Annotated in this window: 12 protein-coding genes; 10 read left to right on the top strand and 2 right to left on the bottom strand. The window is 44.7% G+C overall.

The window, feature by feature from the left end:
• Window positions 1-75 precede the first annotated feature (75 nt).
• Together IX91_RS01005 and IX91_RS01000 are read right to left on the bottom strand one after the other, a co-directional pair.
• Window positions 76-3,051, bottom strand: a complete 2,976-nt coding sequence (locus IX91_RS01005; RefSeq protein ID WP_038197112.1) for an ExeM/NucH family extracellular endonuclease — start codon at window positions 3,049-3,051, stop codon at window positions 76-78.
• 317 nt (window positions 3,052-3,368) lie between these two features.
• A complete protein-coding gene (locus IX91_RS01000; protein WP_004749081.1) occupies window positions 3,369-3,884 on the bottom strand; it encodes an FxsA family protein in 516 nt (171 codons plus the stop codon).
• 317 nt (window positions 3,885-4,201) lie between these two features.
• Between IX91_RS01000 and aspA the strand changes: the two genes are divergently transcribed.
• The 10 genes from aspA to IX91_RS00950 all read left to right on the top strand — a co-directional run bounded on the left by aspA (window position 4,202) and on the right by IX91_RS00950 (window position 17,968).
• Window positions 4,202-5,653: an aspartate ammonia-lyase gene (gene aspA / locus IX91_RS00995; protein ID WP_004742783.1), complete on the top strand. Its 1,452-nt coding sequence runs from the start codon at window positions 4,202-4,204 to the stop codon at window positions 5,651-5,653.
• A 154-nt stretch (window positions 5,654-5,807) separates the two neighbouring features.
• Window positions 5,808-7,115: an anaerobic C4-dicarboxylate transporter gene (locus IX91_RS00990; protein WP_004742782.1), complete on the top strand. Its 1,308-nt coding sequence runs from the start codon at window positions 5,808-5,810 to the stop codon at window positions 7,113-7,115.
• 480 nt (window positions 7,116-7,595) lie between these two features.
• Complete coding sequence (locus IX91_RS00985; protein WP_004742781.1) at window positions 7,596-9,044, top strand: YfcC family protein; 1,449 nt, start codon at window positions 7,596-7,598, stop codon at window positions 9,042-9,044.
• A 930-nt stretch (window positions 9,045-9,974) separates the two neighbouring features.
• The gene (arcA, locus tag IX91_RS00980) at window positions 9,975-11,198 is read left to right on the top strand and encodes an arginine deiminase (RefSeq protein ID WP_004742780.1); all 1,224 of its coding nucleotides are present in this window, start codon (window positions 9,975-9,977) and stop codon (window positions 11,196-11,198) included.
• 58 nt (window positions 11,199-11,256) lie between these two features.
• Window positions 11,257-12,168 carry a carbamate kinase gene (gene arcC / locus IX91_RS00975; RefSeq protein WP_004742779.1) on the top strand — a complete coding sequence of 304 codons (912 nt, stop codon included), beginning with the start codon at window positions 11,257-11,259 and terminating at the stop codon, window positions 12,166-12,168.
• A gap of 182 nt (window positions 12,169-12,350) precedes the next feature.
• Window positions 12,351-13,361, top strand: a complete 1,011-nt coding sequence (locus tag IX91_RS00970; protein WP_004742778.1) for an ornithine carbamoyltransferase — start codon at window positions 12,351-12,353, stop codon at window positions 13,359-13,361.
• A 462-nt stretch (window positions 13,362-13,823) separates the two neighbouring features.
• Complete coding sequence (gene pyrB / locus IX91_RS00965) at window positions 13,824-14,753, top strand: aspartate carbamoyltransferase (RefSeq protein ID WP_004749078.1); 930 nt, start codon at window positions 13,824-13,826, stop codon at window positions 14,751-14,753.
• 17 nt (window positions 14,754-14,770) lie between these two features.
• Window positions 14,771-15,235: an aspartate carbamoyltransferase regulatory subunit gene (gene pyrI, locus IX91_RS00960; RefSeq protein WP_004742968.1), complete on the top strand. Its 465-nt coding sequence runs from the start codon at window positions 14,771-14,773 to the stop codon at window positions 15,233-15,235.
• Window positions 15,236-15,539: 304 nt separating this feature from the next.
• A complete protein-coding gene (locus IX91_RS00955; RefSeq protein WP_004742967.1) occupies window positions 15,540-16,028 on the top strand; it encodes an arginine repressor in 489 nt (162 codons plus the stop codon).
• Between the two features lie 146 nt (window positions 16,029-16,174).
• Window positions 16,175-17,968 (top strand): protein-disulfide reductase DsbD, encoded by a 1,794-nt coding sequence (locus tag IX91_RS00950; protein ID WP_004742966.1) that lies wholly within the window; start codon window positions 16,175-16,177, stop codon window positions 17,966-17,968.
• The last annotated feature ends 182 nt before the right edge of the window (window positions 17,969-18,150 follow it).

Below are 18,150 nucleotides of genomic sequence, written 5' to 3'. Positions count from 1 at the left end.
CATGATTACTTTTTCAAGTACAAGAGAGACAATTATAGAAAGACCAGTCAAACTGGCCTTTCTATATAGAGGGAGTTACTTACGGCGTCTCCACATTGTTAGCCCTGATAGGAACATCAAGAAGCCTAAACCAACACTACCACCGTCGGTATTTGTTGTAGATGAAGCCGATGATTCAGCAATAGTGACACTGCCAGTATATAGTATGGTATCGTTAAGCTTCTGCTCTACTTTATAACTACCCGCCGTTGGCGTTTTATCAAATTTCACAGCAATGCTGCGTTTATCCAAATCAGCCTGAGTTACCTTAGCCGAAGCTAAGTAAGTCGTATCTGCCTGAGTCAGTGCCGCTGACCTTGACGCCGCTGTTGAACTCTCTTGGGTCAATGTCACTGTTACTACGTCATCAATTTTTGCACTAAAGGGTAGAGTCACATTAACCGTTAATTTCTCACCATTCGTAGGCAATTCAATTTTCTTATCCGGTAGATCAATGGCAATGACAACTGGATCGTGATCAGACGCAGAGTAGGCATCGTTATACTTTGGCATGTCCGCTGTGTACTTACTGCTGTACTCAAACATATTGGTTTCTGCCGAGTTGATATGCCAATCTTCAATTGCGACAACTTTATTCGCAAGACTGGAGTTTGCCAATGCATGATCTAAATTACCCAATTCACCTCCATAAGTGTATGAATATGTGTGAGTGCCGTGCAGTGCAGTCGCTAGATTAATATACCCGTACCCTTGGGTAATTTTGGACCCCGTTTGCTCATAAGTAGCATTACTACCATCAGCATTTTTCCCTAGGGTAGTATAACCCGCAGTAAACACCTCTCGACCATATTTTTCTTGGCTGTAGTCAGTAAGAACTAACAGAGGATCTTCTAGGCCATAGGCATTCATATCTCCCATTACCAATACATCACCTTGAAGGGTTTTCAGTGCTTCACCTACGGCTTTGGCAGCTGAAACTCTGAATCTATTGCAGTTTCCTTGTAGATCCGTGGGCTCTCTATCTGCTCTATCAATCCACTCTTCAATACAGTTCGAGCCTTTTGATTTAAAGTGATTGACTACGATAGATAAATCGTCTCCAGTTTCTTTAAGCGTGAACGTTTGCAATAAGCTATGACGTTGGTACTTGTCGTAAGCAGGATTGTTAGTTTCAGTTCCTCCATTACCATCACTACGCGTGACGGTGCTTTCGGCGACATGCTGTTCAGGAGTAACAATGACCTGCGCTGCCTGTTTAGGCGTCACTTCTGATGCACGATATAAGATAGCAACCATGATGGCATCTGTACCAAAGTACGCATCTTGATGTTTGTCTGCCTTAGCAATTTCAACAAAGCTGTAATGGTCTTCGGTATTGGCAATCTTTGCGTTTAGTGCATCAGTAAGACTCTTAATCGCACTCCCGTCCCCAAAACCATTGTTCTCTACTTCCATCAAGCCAATAATGTCAGCATCCATCTTCGTCATCGCAGCCACAATTTTAGCTTGCTGAATTAGAAACTCTTCATTTTTGGTTGCACCTCTGTTCTGTCCCGTCGGGTTAGCATCTCCACTTGCCGCAACCGAAGTAAAGTAATTGAGCACATTAAAGCTAGCAACTCTCAAGTCAGATTTGGCAATGCTTGGGGCAGAAGTTCGAGAAACGTCGAATCCTTTTCCAGAAGTCACAAAGTTGCTATTGGTCACCTCGTTTGTGGCAATAAGACGATATTCATTAAAGCTGTAGTTTACGACTGCTTTTAATCCTTCCAGACGCGAACCCAAGCGTATATGATATTCAGAGGAACCATCTTGGTCTATATCTTTGGCAAAATCTGGGTAATAAGGAATCTTTCCACTTGGAGCTTTGGCATCTGACTCAAGGAACACTCGACTATTCTTATTTTGATCCGCCAGCGCTACCGCTTGAGCACTTTCTGCCGCATATAACTGAGTTGGCTTAAATAGTGGTGCTTTATATGAAAGAAGCATGTTATTGCGTTTGCTGTCATAGTCGTATGAGAAGTTACGAGTAACAAACAGTTTGCTGTCAGCATCTAGCTCTAGCAGCATACCTTCATAGCGCTCCAGAGCCTGACGCAAAGTTTCACCTTCATTCACAACAAATTTCGCACCGTGTGGGACTTCTGTGGTTCCGGTTTTAATATAACTGTCGCCATTCGAAGCCAATTGAGTATTGTTGTAATCTTCCTGAACTTTACCTTTCACACATACGACATCGCCAGCTTTTAGCTCTGAGGTTCCTTCTCCCGTTGAGATGAATAAACCATCTGAAGTCGCAGGATCGTTATCTGGAGTTTGGGCGTGCAGATAAAAACCTTTTGTTAGACCAGTAGTGACCGCAGAAACAATACCCTGTACATAAACATCATCTGTACCTATGTATGTGCCATCAGCTAGAAGAGGTGAGCGTTCACCACTCCCCTGAATCGCCTCAATATTAGTAAAGGTTGGTGAATTGCCATTGACTTGACAATTAAATGGTTCTGGTGCGGCGGGAACATCAAGCTGGCCTAAGCCTGTAATGTCATCTTTTGCCAAGCTGTTCCAGTGCTTGTTATTGTATGTTGAACTCGCCGCCTGACCATTAGAGTTGCGAACAAGAGTGATATCTTTCCCCCAATCAACATCACCCATAACACCGATCATATCCACCACTTGATCACTAGCATCTAGAATTGCTAATGGATCATCACCGTTGTGATTTACAACTGAAGAATCTTGCTTTACTGCTAACGCTTTAATGGCATCACTTGCTCTCGTATTGGCAATGACAATCACTTGATTTGCGGCAATTGAAAGACCGTCAAGAGAGAGTTTGTTGTCCCAGTTGCCACTACCATTGTATGAGTTGGCCAACTTATAACCTGTTAAATCGACCTGAGAGGAACCCGTGTTCGCAATCTCTACAGCTTTGTTGTAGCTTCCGCCTTCAACGTACTGAGAAATAAAAATATCAGCATTCACGCCACTGGAAATCGCGCTCGCTACACATAAGGCAAGAAGTTTGGGATAAAATTTACTATTCATTGTTTCACCACATATCATTATTCTGTCTACATTCACTTGTTGACGTTTTGTGGCAAATATCACGTTGTATTGTCGAGATGTAAATTTACATTCATTTCTATTGCGATTTAGATCTCATACATTAACACGATAAATAGAAGTCAATTTATGTTTCAACACCTTCCTTACCTATTGATATTTTTAGCAAAAAAATATAGAGTAATTACTCAGCGATCACAGAATTGAATATCAGAACCCTGTATATGCTAATTCGTAAGTTTGGTGTTTAAAAAGAAAAAGGCGCTGTGATAGCGCCTTTAGAAAGGGAGTTATACGGATTAGTTTAGTCGGTTTTGGTCATCATCATCTTTACGCTCAAACTCCCCTTCGAAAGTAGAGCCTTGCTTAGAGTCCCCTTTGTGGAAAGGACCTTGTTCAAATGGGTTCTGACCAAACTGCTCACCATGAAAACCACCTTGGAATCCACCACCCACTGATTTCACCACCATTTTGCTCATCAAGTACTTAGCGATAACCGCCCTAGGAGCAGGAAGTAAAACCAGCATACCAAATGCATCGGTCATAAAGCCTGGGGTAAGAAGCAGCACGCCGGCAACCGCCAACATCACGCCCTCAAAGATCTGCTGAGCAGGTAACTCTCCCTGCTGAAGGCGGTTTTGCACTGACATCAGTGTTTGCAGCCCTTGGCTACGAACTAACGAGGCACCAACAAATGCCGTGATCAGTACCAAGCCGATGGTAGGCCACAAACCCAGAAAACCACCGACTTGAATAAATAGGCCTATTTCAATAATAGGAACGAAGATAAACAGCAATAATAAGATAGGAAACACACGCCCTCCTTTGTTGGGTTCAGTGTACGTGTTCCACGGTTTTAGCTCAAATTGAAGCTGTAAAAAATCGTGATAAAACACTCAATAAACCCCTACCACTAAAGGGTTATTAATAACCTATTCATATCTTACAAAACTTTAACTCAACAAAAGCAAAAAAGGTGATCCACTTACTATTTTTATACCGCAGGTACAGTATCATGTGCCACATAAGTCAGGACGGATTATACAGCCAAAAATTCTGTCGAATGGATTCTTAGACTACAGATTGGCTATAAAGCAACTTTATTATCAGAATAAATATCTAAGGATCCTGTATGGCTACCCTAACTGAAACCTCTCAAGTGGCTAACCAAGCAACCCGTATCGAAGAAGACTTACTCGGCGAGCGCCACGTACCAGCTGACGCTTACTACGGCATTCATACTCTTCGCGCGATTGAAAACTTCAATATTTCTAACATGACCATCTCTGACGTACCTGAATTTGTACGCGGTATGGTGATGACAAAGAAAGCCGCTGCACTAGCAAACAAAGAGCTAGGTGTTATCCCTAAAGATGTTGCTAACTACATCATCGAAGCGTGTGATTTGATCCTTGAAACAGGTAAGTGCATGGATCAGTTCCCATCAGACGTATTCCAAGGTGGTGCAGGTACTTCAGTCAACATGAACACCAACGAAGTGATTGCTAACGTTGCTCTTGAACTAATGGGCAAAGAGAAAGGTCAGTACGACATCGTTAACCCGAACGATCACGTAAACAAGAGCCAATCAACGAACTGTGCATACCCTACTGGCTTCCGTATTGCGGTATACAACAGCGTAGCGAAGCTGATTGAAGCGATTGAATACCTAAAAGGTGCCTTTGAGCTTAAGAGCCAAGAGTTTAAAGATGTATTGAAGATGGGTCGTACTCAGCTTCAAGACGCAGTGCCAATGACAGTCGGTCAAGAGTTCCATGCTTGGGCAGTTACTCTAAACGAAGAAATTCGTGCGCTTGAGTACACATCAAAACTACTACTAGAAATCAACCTAGGTGCAACAGCAATTGGCACAGGCCTAAACGCTGCACAAGGTTACCAAGCATCAGCTGTGAAACACCTAGCAGAAGTAACAGGTCTAGAAGTGGTTCCTGCAGAAGACTTAATCGAAGCAACGTCTGACTGTGGCGCATACGTAATGACGCACGGCGCACTAAAACGTCTAGCGGTTAAACTGTCTAAGATCTGTAATGACCTGCGTCTGCTTTCATCTGGTCCTCGTTCAGGTCTAAACGAACTGAACCTGCCAGAACTTCAAGCAGGCTCGTCAATCATGCCTGCGAAAGTAAACCCAGTAGTTCCTGAAGTAGTTAACCAAGTTTGTTTCAAAGTGCTAGGTAACGACAACACTATCTCGTTTGCAGCAGAAGGTGGTCAGCTTCAGCTTAACGTGATGGAACCTGTGATTGCACAAAGCATGTTTGAGTCTATCTCAATCCTATCCAACGCATGTGTCAACCTGCGTGACAAGTGTATCGATGGCATCACAGTCAACAAAGAGACGTGTGAAAGCTATGTCTACAACTCTATCGGTATCGTGACTTACCTAAACCCTTACATCGGCCACCACGAAGGTGACATCGTTGGTAAGATCTGTGCAGAAACAGGTAAAAGTGTTCGTGAAGTCGTGCTTGAGCGCGGTCTGCTAACCGAAGAAGAGCTTGATGAAATTCTTTGTGTTGAAAACTTTATGCACCCAACGTATAAAGCGAAACGCTACGAATAATCGCAGTAAGAAAGGGCTCTTCGGAGCCCTTTTTTGGCACTCAATACGGTTAACCACAAATTTATCAAGGTCTCTCTTCATTCCTATTATCTAACCATTTAGACGCTGAGTCGTTAGATAATCAGAATCAAAATAAACTTTATGAGGTATCAATATGGTGGCAGTCGAACTCTTTGTCGTTCTGCTCTTTATCTATTTAGGAGCAAGAATTGGTGGTATTGGCATTGGTTTAGCAGGTGGTGCAGGTGTTATCGCACTTTCTTTGGTACTTGGTGTACCCACTAGCCAAGCTTTTATTCCAGTAGACGTTATTCTTATCATTATGTCGGTCATTACCGCGATCGCAGCCATGCAGGTTGCTGGCGGCATGGACTGGTTAGTACAAGTGGCTGAAAACTTTTTGCGTAAACACCCTGAGCGCATCACCTTCTATGCGCCGATTGTGACTTTCTTAATGACGCTAATGGCAGGAACAGGACACACTGCATTCTCAACTCTGCCTGTTATCGCTGAAGTAGCAAAAGGCCAAGGGGTTCGCCCATCTCGCCCACTGTCTATTGCAGTTGTTGCTTCACAAATTGCTATTACCGCTTCACCAATTTCAGCGGCTGTTGTTGCGTTTGCAGCAATGCTAGCACCTATGGGGGTTGATTACCTAACCCTGTTAGCGGTATGTATTCCAACCACTTTCATCGCATGTATGATTGGTGCATTCGTTGCTAACTTTATGGGCAGCGAGCTTAAAGATGACCCTATCTATCAAGAGCGTCTGGAAAAAGGCTTAATCAAGCTAGCAACTGAAAAGCAGCGTGAAATTCTACCGACAGCAAAAACTGCAACTTACATCTTCCTTGCCGCGATCGGTTTTGTTGTTTGCTACGCAGCAGCAATTTCCGGCTCGATTGGCCTTATCAAGGATCCGGCGCTAGGCCGAAATGAAGCGATCATGACAGTGATGCTGGCAGCAGCGGCAGCTATCGTTCTCGTGACTAAGATTGATGCGTCTAAGATCCCTTCAGCGGCAACCTTCCGCTCAGGTATGACAGCATGTGTTTGTGTACTTGGTGTTGCTTGGCTTGGTTCAACCTTTGTTAACGCACACGTAGACGGCATTAAAGAAGTGGCGGGTGCACTGCTTTCAGATTACCCGTGGATGCTAGCTATGGTGCTGTTCTTTGCTTCAATGCTGCTTTACTCACAAGGGGCAACTACGGTCGCACTGATGCCAGCTGCACTGGCTATTGGTGTCGCGCCTCTCACAGCTGTTGCATCTTTCGCCGCAGTAAGTGCGCTATTCGTACTACCTACCTACCCTACACTGCTTGCAGCAGTTGAAATGGACGACACTGGCTCAACACGTATCGGCAAATACGTTTTCAACCATCCGTTCTTTATTCCTGGTGTGGTGACTATCTCATCTGCGGTAGCACTAGGCTTTACATTCGGTGGTTTATTCATCTAAAAACCCTATTAAAACTAAGGGAGCTTCGGCTCCCTTTTTTATTTTATCTCGTGTAAAAAATCTAGCTCACATTTTATTTTTGACTTTAGTCAATAAAGTGTTCAAAAACTCTTTGTGCATTTAAATCCCAACGTTTGAATAAAATTCCGGTCAAATTTTTACTTTCCAACCACAGCCTACTTACCCACCTTCTATAACTGTTTTTCTAGAATATTAATCCGCCTATTTCAAACAATTAGTCGCTCCAATTTATCACTAGATTTATAGCGATTTTTTTGTCGATTTATTTTGTGAAGATCACCAAAGTTAGCATCAAGAACTGCTTTTAAAATAGCATCAAAGGGCGGATTTGACAGTGAAGCCCAATCTATAAATCGAATACCAATAACTTACCCTACATAAGTTATTTAATTCCTAATAACTATGAGTCGCTGATTCACTTTTATTTATTGTCATATAAATAAAAGTAAGGAGATAGCCATGACAACCCAAACTGTACCGACTGAAGAAAAAAAAGGCGGCTTCTTTGCCAACTTTAAGTTCCCTTCTGCATATACGATTCTTTTTGTCTTAATTGCACTTGTAGCAATGCTGACCTGGATAGTTCCTGCTGGCCAATACGACCGAGCAATGAACGAAGATCTTGGTCGTGAAGTTCCTGTAACAGGAACTTATCAGGCAGTTGAAGGCAACCCACAAGGCGTTATTGATGTTCTTCTTGCACCTATTGATGGCTTCTATGATCACAACAGCTACGAAGCTGCAGCGATCGACGTTTCTCTTTTCATCCTCATCATTGGTGGTTTCCTAGGGCTAGTAACGAAAACAGGGGCAATTGACGCGGGTATCGAGCGTGTAACCCATCGCCTTGAAGGGCGTGAAGAGATGATGATACCTATCCTGATGGCACTATTTGCTGCAGGTGGTACTGTCTACGGTATGGCGGAAGAGTCACTACCTTTCTACACCTTGCTTGTTCCTGTGATGATGGCAGCGCGCTTTGACCCATTAGTTGCAGCCGCTACGGTACTACTAGGCGCAGGTATCGGTGTACTCGGTTCAACCATTAACCCATTCGCAACGGTTATCGCAGCTAACGCTTCAGGCATTCCATTTACTGACGGCATCATGCTTCGCATTATCATGCTAGTGATTGGCTACGCTATCTGTGTTGCTTACGTAATGCGCTATGCACGCATGGTTCGCGCCGACCAATCTAAATCTATCGTTTACGATAAGTACGAAGAAAACAAAGCCCACTTCCTTGGCAACCAATCTGAGGAAGGAATGGAATTCACGACTACTCGTAAGATTATCCTAACTATCTTCGGTGGCTCGTTTGGTGTCATGATCTACGGCGTATCGGTTGCAGGTTGGTGGATGGCAGAGATCTCTGCCATGTTCCTAGCGGCAACTATAATTGTTGGCTTGGTATCACGCATGAGTGAAGAAGAGTTTACAAGCAGCTTTATTGATGGCGCTCGTGACCTACTTGGTGTTGCACTGATTATCGGTATCGCACGTGGTATCGTCGTGGTGATGGACCGCGGTATGATCACAGATACTATCTTGTTCTCAGCAGAACAAATGGTGACGGGTCTATCGTCTGTGGTGTTCATCAACGTGATGTTCTTCCTAGAAATTCTACTGTCATTCCTTGTACCTTCTACGTCAGGCCTAGCGGTACTTACTATGCCAATCATGGCGCCACTAGCAGACTTTGCAGGTGTTGGTCGTGAACTCGTTATCACTGCATACCAATCAGCGTCAGGTTTGGTTAACTTAATTACACCAACTTCAGCTGTGGTTATGGGTGGTTTGGCTATCGCACGTGTCCCATACGTGCGCTGGGTGAAATGGGTCGCACCGCTACTCGCGATTCTAACTCTGTTCTGCATCGTGGTTCTAAGTATTGGTGCACTAATCTAATCCACAGACTTCTTTTCCTTACCCTGGCTCACAGGAAGTGAGCCGCCCTCAAAGCCGCCTTAGTGCGGCTTTTCTTGTGTTTGGAGAGCTGGAGAGCTGGAGAGCTGGAGAGCTGGAGAGCTGGAGAGCTGGAGAGCTGGAGAGCTGGAGAGCTGGAGAGCTGGAGAAATTATTAAGGGTCGGCACTTAAGGTCAACCCTTTTTGTTCTGAACGCCTAGCTACAGAAATGGGATGCGGGAACGGACTTTGTCTTACGATAACTGGAAAACTGGAAAACGAAAGTTGCTCCGCTGTGGTCGAGACATCGACTCTAGCTTTCCAGAAGGGCGAAGCCCGATCCCGTTATCCAGCAGCGTAGCGATCCAGCTCTCCTAGGACGTAGTCCGTTCCCATTTCAATTTTTTGAATTAGAAAAAGTACCCCAACCAATAAACTTTATTAATTAAATAAACCCCTCTAATTAAAGCAGTGCAAATTATTAGTATGTGATCAGCACAACAATTATTACCAAATATTTTGTTATAAAACGATTAATTCACACCTCAAAAGCAATTATCTAGAAAGATTCATTGCATATTTCCGCTTTATTCAACTTATTGTCACTAAATTTTTAGTGCATATTCTTTCTTCTAATTATTGTTTATCTAGCATCTTGGATATTTACCTGCATAAAGTTCCACACTGAGTGGCTAATTAGGGGTGTTACAGCTCAATAACAACTGCATAGATATTGTTAAAACCCTTGTAAATCAAGGCCTGGGGCATAAAAATCGAACTGTGATTGACCTCTAAGATTCCCCCGCCAACAGGCGTAATATGAGTTCCAGAAACAAAATAAGTGAATAAATAAATTCACGCTTCTATTCCCTACAAATTAAATATTAGTTTTTAAATATTAAGACTAATTAAAATATAAGAGAGATACGATCATGAGTAAGTTATACGTAGGTTCTGAAATCGGTCAATTACGTCGCGTTCTTGTTCACCGCCCTAGACGAGCTCTGACTCACCTGACACCTTCTAACTGTCACGATCTGCTATTTGATGACGTATTGGCAGTTGAGCGTGCAGGTAAAGAGCACGACGTATTCACTCAAACATTGCGTGATCAAGGTGTGGAAGTGCTACTTCTTACAGACCTACTAGCAGACACGCTTGCTGTTCCAGAAGCCAAAGACTGGCTACTTAGCCGCCAAGTATCAGATTACCGCTTAGGCAAAACCTTCGCTAACGATGTACGCTGCTACTTAGGTGACCTACCTAATCTAGAGCTCGCGAAAATTCTGACAGGTGGCCTTTCTTACGCTGAAATGCCAATGAAATCTTCTTCAATGATGCAAGGTCTGCATGCTCCAACTGACTTCATCATTGAGCCTCTACCAAACCACCTATTTACTCGTGACACTTCTTGCTGGGTATACGGTGGCGTATCAATCAACCCAATGGCAAAACCTGCTCGTCAACGTGAAACAAACCATGTTCGTGCGATTTACCGCTGGCACCCAACCTTCGCAGGCCAAGACTTCATTAAGTACTTCGGCGACGAAGAGACAATCAACTACGACAACTCAACTATCGAAGGCGGCGACGTATTGGTTCTTGGTCGTGGCACGGTACTTATCGGTATGTCTGAGCGTACAACCGCACAAGGTGTTGAGCACCTAGCTTCTGGTCTATTCAAGCACGGCCAAGCGAAACAAATCATTGCGATGGAGCTACCTAAACACCGCTCTTGCATGCACCTAGACACCGTTATGACTCACATGAACGAAGATACTTTCTCTGTTTACCCAGAAGTGGTTCGTAAAGACGTGAAATGCTGGAGCCTAACTGGCGATGAGTCTGGTTCGGTGAATGTGAAAGAAGAGGGCTACTTTGTAACGGCTATCGAGAAAGCACTTGGTGTCGACAAGCTAAACCTTATCACAACGGGTGGTGACAACTTCCACGCAGAACGTGAGCAGTGGAACGACGCAAACAACGTACTGACTGTGAAACCAGGCGTGGTTGTTGGCTACGAAGGCAACACTTACACCAACGAGAAATACGACAAAGCGGGCATCACTGTTCTACCTATCCCAGGTGACGAGCTAGGCCGTGGTCGTGGTGGCGCTCGCTGCATGAGCTGCCCAATCGAGCGTGACGGTATTTAAGTAAGTGATTAGTTGGCGGGAGCCCTTTGCTCCTGCCCCCTGCAGAGAGATTAAAGCAATGACTAAACAAACAGTAGTTGTAGCACTTGGTGGTAACGCCCTACTTCGCCGCGGCGAGCCATTAGAAGCTGAAGTTCAGCGCCAAAACATTGAGATTGCGGTTAAGACAATTTCTGAAATCGCGCAAGAATACAACGTAGTGCTTGTGCACGGTAACGGCCCACAAGTTGGCCTACTTGCTCTACAAGGTCTGGAATACAAGAAAGTCGCTCCGTACCCACTCGATGTACTGGGCAGTGAAACTCAAGGCATGATCGGCTACATGCTGATGCAAGAGTTTAAAAACCAAATGCCTAACGTCAACGCGACTTGCATGTTGACTCAAATGACGGTTGACCCAAGCGATCCTGCATTCGCGGATCCAACCAAGCCTATAGGCCCAATTTACGAAGAAGCAGAAGCGCGTGAACTAGCAGAGAAGTACCGTTGGACAATCAAGCCAGACGGCCAACACTTCCGCCGCGTAGTCCCAAGCCCACAGCCTACAGGCATCATTGAACATGAAGCGATTACCGCACTTATCGAGCAAGGCCACTTGGTTATCTGTACTGGCGGTGGCGGTATTCCAGTCAAACGCGAAAACGGCAAATTAGTTGGTGTTGAAGCGGTTATCGACAAAGACATGTCTGCTGCATTCCTAGCAAAACAACTGGACGCAGATGCGCTACTTATCCTGACTGACGCTGATGCAGTTTACCTAGATTGGGGCAAACCAACTCAACATGCTCTACGCAGCACTAACCCATCTGAACTGGCTCAGTACCAATTTGATGCTGGCTCAATGGGACCGAAGATCGAAGCGTCATGCGAGTTCATTAAACAAGGTGGCAAAGTGGTCGGCATTGGTTCTCTAGAAGATGGTTTACGCATTCTTCAAGGCACTGCGGGTACCAATATCACCAAAGGCTAACCGACTCGTTACTCCACAACTGGAGCGAGATTGAATAACCAGACCCTCGTTGAACTTAAGGTATTCATATCTCGCTCCCCACTGTGGAAGCAAAAGTTATACAAACATTACTTATTTATGCGCTTTCTTACCTCTTTCCCTGCAACCAAGAGAGCGCAATCAAAACAAAGAAGGAAAACATCATGGCTTTTAACCTACGCAACCGTAACTTCCTAAAACTATTAGACTTTACTCCACGTGAAATTCAACACATGTTGGATCTATCTGCGGAACTTAAAAAAGCGAAATACAACGGCTATGAACAACCTCGTCTAAAAGGCAAAAACATTGCGCTAATTTTCGAGAAAACATCTACTCGTACTCGTTGTGCATTTGAAGTTGCAGCATTTGACCAAGGCGCTCAAGTGTCTTACTTAGGCCCATCGGGTTCTCAAATCGGTCACAAAGAGTCAATGAAAGATACTGCTCGCGTTCTTGGTCGCATGTACGACGGCATCGAGTACCGCGGCTTTGGTCAAGAAATCGTTGAAGAGCTAGGTGCGTACGCTGGTGTTCCTGTATGGAATGGCCTAACAGACGAGTTCCACCCAACGCAAATCCTCGCTGACTTCCTAACTATGATGGAACACGGCCGTGGTAAACAGCTACATGAAATGAAGTTCGCTTACCTAGGCGACGCTCGCAACAACATGGGTAACTCTCTAATGGTTGGTGCGGCGAAGATGGGTATGGACATCCGCCTAGTGGCTCCTAAAGCGTTCTGGCCAGAAGAAGAGCTAGTAGCGACTTGTCGCGAAATCGCTGAAGAAACCGGTGCGAAAATCACTCTGACTGAAGACGTACAAGAAGGCGTTCAAGGCTGTGATTACCTATACACAGACGTATGGGTATCTATGGGTGAAGCGAAAGAAGCATGGGCTGAGCGTATCAACCTAATGATGCCTTACCAAGTGAACATGGAAATGCTAAAAGCGACAGGTAACCCACATGTGAAATTCATGCACTGTCTACCTGCATTCCATGGCGAAGATACTACCGTTGGTAAACAGCTAGCGGCTGAGTACCCACAACTTAAAGATGGCGTAGAAGTAACAGATGAAGTTGTTGAATCTAAACACTCTATCGTCTTCGATGAAGCAGAGAACCGTATGCACACTATCAAAGCAGTGATGGTAGCAACACTAGGCGACTAATATCACTCAAAGATATTAATCGCGAACACTCTATATCACGGAATTAATCCATAGATATCACGAGTGGTTTGCAGGGAAATGCGGGTGGCATTCAGAGGCTCTGAATAAAGCCCGCATTTTTTTTCATCGCGCTTACTATAAAAAAACTCTCAATCACCCTCCAAGCAAGTTCCGACAACGGCTGCGAAAAGCACATCAAAAACAGTCAACTTCGCATAAAAATCCAATTTCTGGATACTTTGCGCAAACGCTTGCGTCGCGTAATTTTGTCCGTATAATCCTCCGCAATTTGTCTAGGAGAGCATTATGAACCAGCAAAATACAACATCTCGTTGTTACAAAACGCGCCCTGAATCAGGGACGTCAGCTGTTTTATTTTTAGTCTCCATCGATCCTTTATCAGCCTCCTATTGTTAGGGGGCTTTTTTTTGTCTGTCATCTATGAGGCGAGGAAATACAGCTATGGCGCATTCGTTATTTAACAAGCACATCATCTCCATCCCTGAGCTCAGCCGCAGCGAGCTTGAACTTATCGTCGATACTGCAGCACGCTTAAAAGCAGAGCCAAACCCTGAGCTACTAAAAAACAAAGTCGTGGCGAGTTGCTTCTTCGAACCATCGACTCGTACCCGTCTGTCGTTTGAAACCGCCGTTGAACGTTTAGGCGGCAGCGTGATTGGCTTCGATAACGGGGGTAACACATCTCTGGCTAAGAAAGGGGAAACCTTGGCTGACTCGGTCCAAGTCATCGCTTCCTATGTTGATGCCTTTGTGATGCGCCACCCTCAAGAAGGGGCTGCACGTTTAGCGTCTGAGTTCTCTAACGGTGTACCAATCATTAACGGTGGCGACGGCGCAAACCAACACCCAACCCAAACTCTGCTCGACCTATTCTCTATCCACGAAACGCAAGGCACGCTTGATAACCTCAACGTTGCTTTCGTTGGGGACCTAAAATATGGCCGCACTGTGCACTCACTGACTCAAGCACTGGCAAAATTCAACAACGTGCGCTTCTTCTTTATCGCTCCAGATGCGCTGGCTATGCCTGACTATATCTGCGAAGAGTTAGAGGAAGCGGGTATCAAGTTCAGTATGCACAACAACATTGAAGAAGTGGTACCTGAGCTCGATGTGCTTTACATGACGCGAGTGCAAAAAGAACGCTTTGATGAGTCAGAGTACGCGCACATGAAATCGGCCTTCATCCTTACAGCAGCAACCCTAGAAGGCGCGCGCGACAACTTAAAAGTGCTTCACCCACTACCACGTGTTGACGAGATCACCACAGATGTCGATAAGACCAAACACGCTTACTACTTCGAGCAAGCTGAAAATGGCGTTTATGCGCGCGAAGCTCTGCTAGCCCTAGTCTTGAACGAAACTCTTTAATCTGCAGGAGAACTATCATGGTAAAAGAAACTCAACTACAAGTAGAAGCGATTCGCAACGGCTCTGTCATTGACCATATTCCTGCAAACATCGGCATCAAGGTGCTGAAACTGTTCAAGATGCACAAGTCAAATGAACGTATTACGATAGGTTTAAACCTGCCTTCTTCAGCGCTAGGCGCTAAAGACCTGATCAAGATTGAAAACATCTACCTGACTAAAGAACAAGCGAACCAACTGGCGCTTTACGCACCTAAAGCAACGGTGAATCAGATTGAAGAATATAAGGTAGTCAACAAGCTTAATCTTGTGCTTCCAGAAAGCATTGAAAGTGTGTTTGAGTGCCCAAACAGCAACTGTATTTCACACGGAGAACCGGTAGAAAGTCGCTTTAATGTGCAGCAAAAGAAAGAGAATGTGCAGCTAAAATGCCATTACTGTGAAAAAGTATTCTCTCGCGAAATCATGACGGAAGCGCGCTAAGCAATCAGCGCTTAATCTCGCTACACTCCCTCTAAAATTAAGCTGGATATTTATTCCCAATCAGGAATAAATATCCACTTCCCATCAGAACATTTCTCCAAAAACCATCCATGGAAGTAGTTATTTATTTGGCGATCACACTCACAAAGCCACATATACTTTGGTGGTATTATGATCGCATTAAATATAAGTCACCAAAAAAAGAAGTGACCGCTCAATCAAATGGTACGGCACCTAGATGGAGTTAAGTGCTGATAGTTACATGGACGAATCATCCCTACGTCATGTTTTTTAAGGAGTTCCCATGAGTGAAACTCTAAACGCAACCACTATTGACTACAGTGAAGACAAAACGCTAACCGCGGCATGCAAACGTCTGCTGCAACAGCAAAGTTTTAGCACTCAAAATGAGCTCCGTGAAGCCTTGGTAGATATTGGTTTCGAAGGTATCAGTCAATCTACCGTCTCTAGATTGCTGTCTCAGTTAGGTGTAGTGAAAGTCCAGAATGCGTGTGGTAAGAAGGTTTACTGCATTACCGTTGAAACGGCTCCGGTACGTGTCGAGTCCTCTATCTCTTCCCAGATAGAATTCATTACTCATAACCAAGCCATGGTGGTGGTCAAAACCCACCCAGGTAGCGCGCAACTTGTTGCTCGATTAGTCGATATTGACCCACATACCGAGATCTTAGGTACTGTTGGTGGTAACGACACGGTACTTGTCATCCCTAAAGACACTGACAACATTGATGCGTGTGAGCGTGTGGTTCGCGCGCGGTTAGGTGTCGCTTAGTACTTTATTGCCTCCTCTAAGAGCCCCATTCTTTGGGGAGGCATCACACAATAAATGTTCTAATTGATAGCAAGTTGAAACTTATTCCCCCTTTCCTCTGTCTGATTGAGTTAAAATGATGAAAATTTAACTTAAGTGACTCTTCTATGCGCTTCGCTTTATCTCTAATTCTGCTGTGTTTTTCTATTGTTTCTGCACCTGCTTTGGCCGTTTTTGAGCAATCAAACTCCGCACCAAGCTTTGGCGTTAGCAACAACACTTTTGTTCCGGTAGACCAAGCTTTCCCATTCAATTCTTTCCAACAAGGGAATCGCGTTTTCCTCGATTGGCAAGTCAAAGAAGATTACTACCTCTATCAACATCGTATTTCTGTCAGTGGCGAAAATGTCACTCTAGGTGATATTGAAATGCGAGATGGAGAACCTTACAAAGATGAGTTCTTTGGTGAGGTAAATATTTACACGACACCGCTATTTGTCGAAGTTCCGCTCGCAAATTACCAAGATGGGGCGCGCCTGATCGTTCAATACCAAGGCTGTGCCAAAGCCGGTTTTTGCTACCCACCAGAAACCCGAGTTATCGATGTCACTAGCTTCGACTTCCAAGAAGCGAATGCTGTCATTCCAACTCAAAAAAAACCAACCGCATCAACAGCAGCAACAAAGCAAACACCCGCTTCAAGCGAGTCAAACCTTGCTTCTAAGCTCAGTGACAACTGGTGGACGCCTCTACTATTTTTGGCCTTAGGGGTTGGTCTCGCCTTTACACCATGCGTACTGCCAATGTACCCAATTCTAACCAGTATTGTTTTGGGTAGCGGTAAGCTTAGCCATGGACGTGCCCTAGGGTTGGCCTTTATCTACGTGCAAGGCATGGCACTGACTTATACCTTACTCGGACTAGTTGTTGCGTCAGCAGGTATGCAATTTCAAGCGGCTATGCAGCACCCTTATGTCTTAATTGGCTTAAGTGTTTTATTTGTCGCTCTGGCACTCTCCATGTTTGGTCTCTATAGCTTACAACTGCCTAGCAGCGTTCAGACGTGGTTGAACAATTTAAGCAATAAACAGCAAGGTGGAAGCTCACTGGGCGTGTTCGCCATGGGAGCGATTTCTGGCTTAGTTTGTTCACCTTGTACTACAGCACCACTGTCTGGAGCTCTACTGTATGTAGCTCAAAGTGGCGATCTACTCACTGGTGGTATCGCTCTATACGCATTAGCTATAGGTATGGGCATCCCATTGATGCTAGTCGCTGTCTTTGGCAACAAGTTGCTACCAAAAGCGGGCAATTGGATGGATCGGGTCAAGACTCTGTTTGGCTTCATTCTACTGGCTGCGCCAATATTCTTACTTGAGCGCATCTTGCCTGAGGTGTGGGCGACTGGACTATGGTCAGTGCTCGGCATCGCAGCGTTTGGTTGGCTATATCATGTTAAGAACTCACTGCCATTTGGTGGCTGGAAACAGAGTGTGGTAGGAATCATTGCTGTGCTTGGTCTATTTGCCTCAGCTCAACCTGCATTGAACCACTACTTTGGTAAGAGCGCGATCAGCACAGAGCAAAAACAAAATCAGATAGAGTTTATCCGGATTGCTAATGTTGAACAGCTCAACACGCAACTTGCTAAAGCAAAAGCGGACGGCAAAGCGGTAATGCTCGATTTCTACGCCGACTGGTGTGTGGCCTGTAAAGAATTCGAGAAATACACCTTCCATCAGCCTGATGTTGAGTCGCGCCTAAAAGATTTTGTGTTGCTGCAAGCAGACGTGACACGAAACCAACCACAAGACATTGCCTTATTGAAAGAGATGAGCGTGCTAGGGCTTCCTACTATCGAGTTCTGGGATACTAATGGAGAGTCCGTTTCAAACGCTCGCATTACTGGCTTTATGAACGCAGAGACATTCCTACAGCATTTGGACACCCATAACCTCTAAGCTTTCAAACAGCGCCAGTTACTCACTAGTACTTTTGTAATCAGCAACCAAATACCAGCTAAAGTGAGCAAATGTCTATAAACTGCGTAGGAAAAATTGCTTAGAACTAGGCGTGGCTTGTAGCGAGCTAGCGGGTCTAACTTCAAAAGCCATAACGACGTTATAAGCAATTTTAACCAGCA

It is taken from the genome of Vibrio tubiashii ATCC 19109 (assembly GCF_000772105.1).
Lineage (GTDB): Bacteria > Pseudomonadota > Gammaproteobacteria > Enterobacterales > Vibrionaceae > Vibrio > Vibrio tubiashii.
This window is presented reverse-complemented; position numbering and strand designations above follow the sequence as displayed.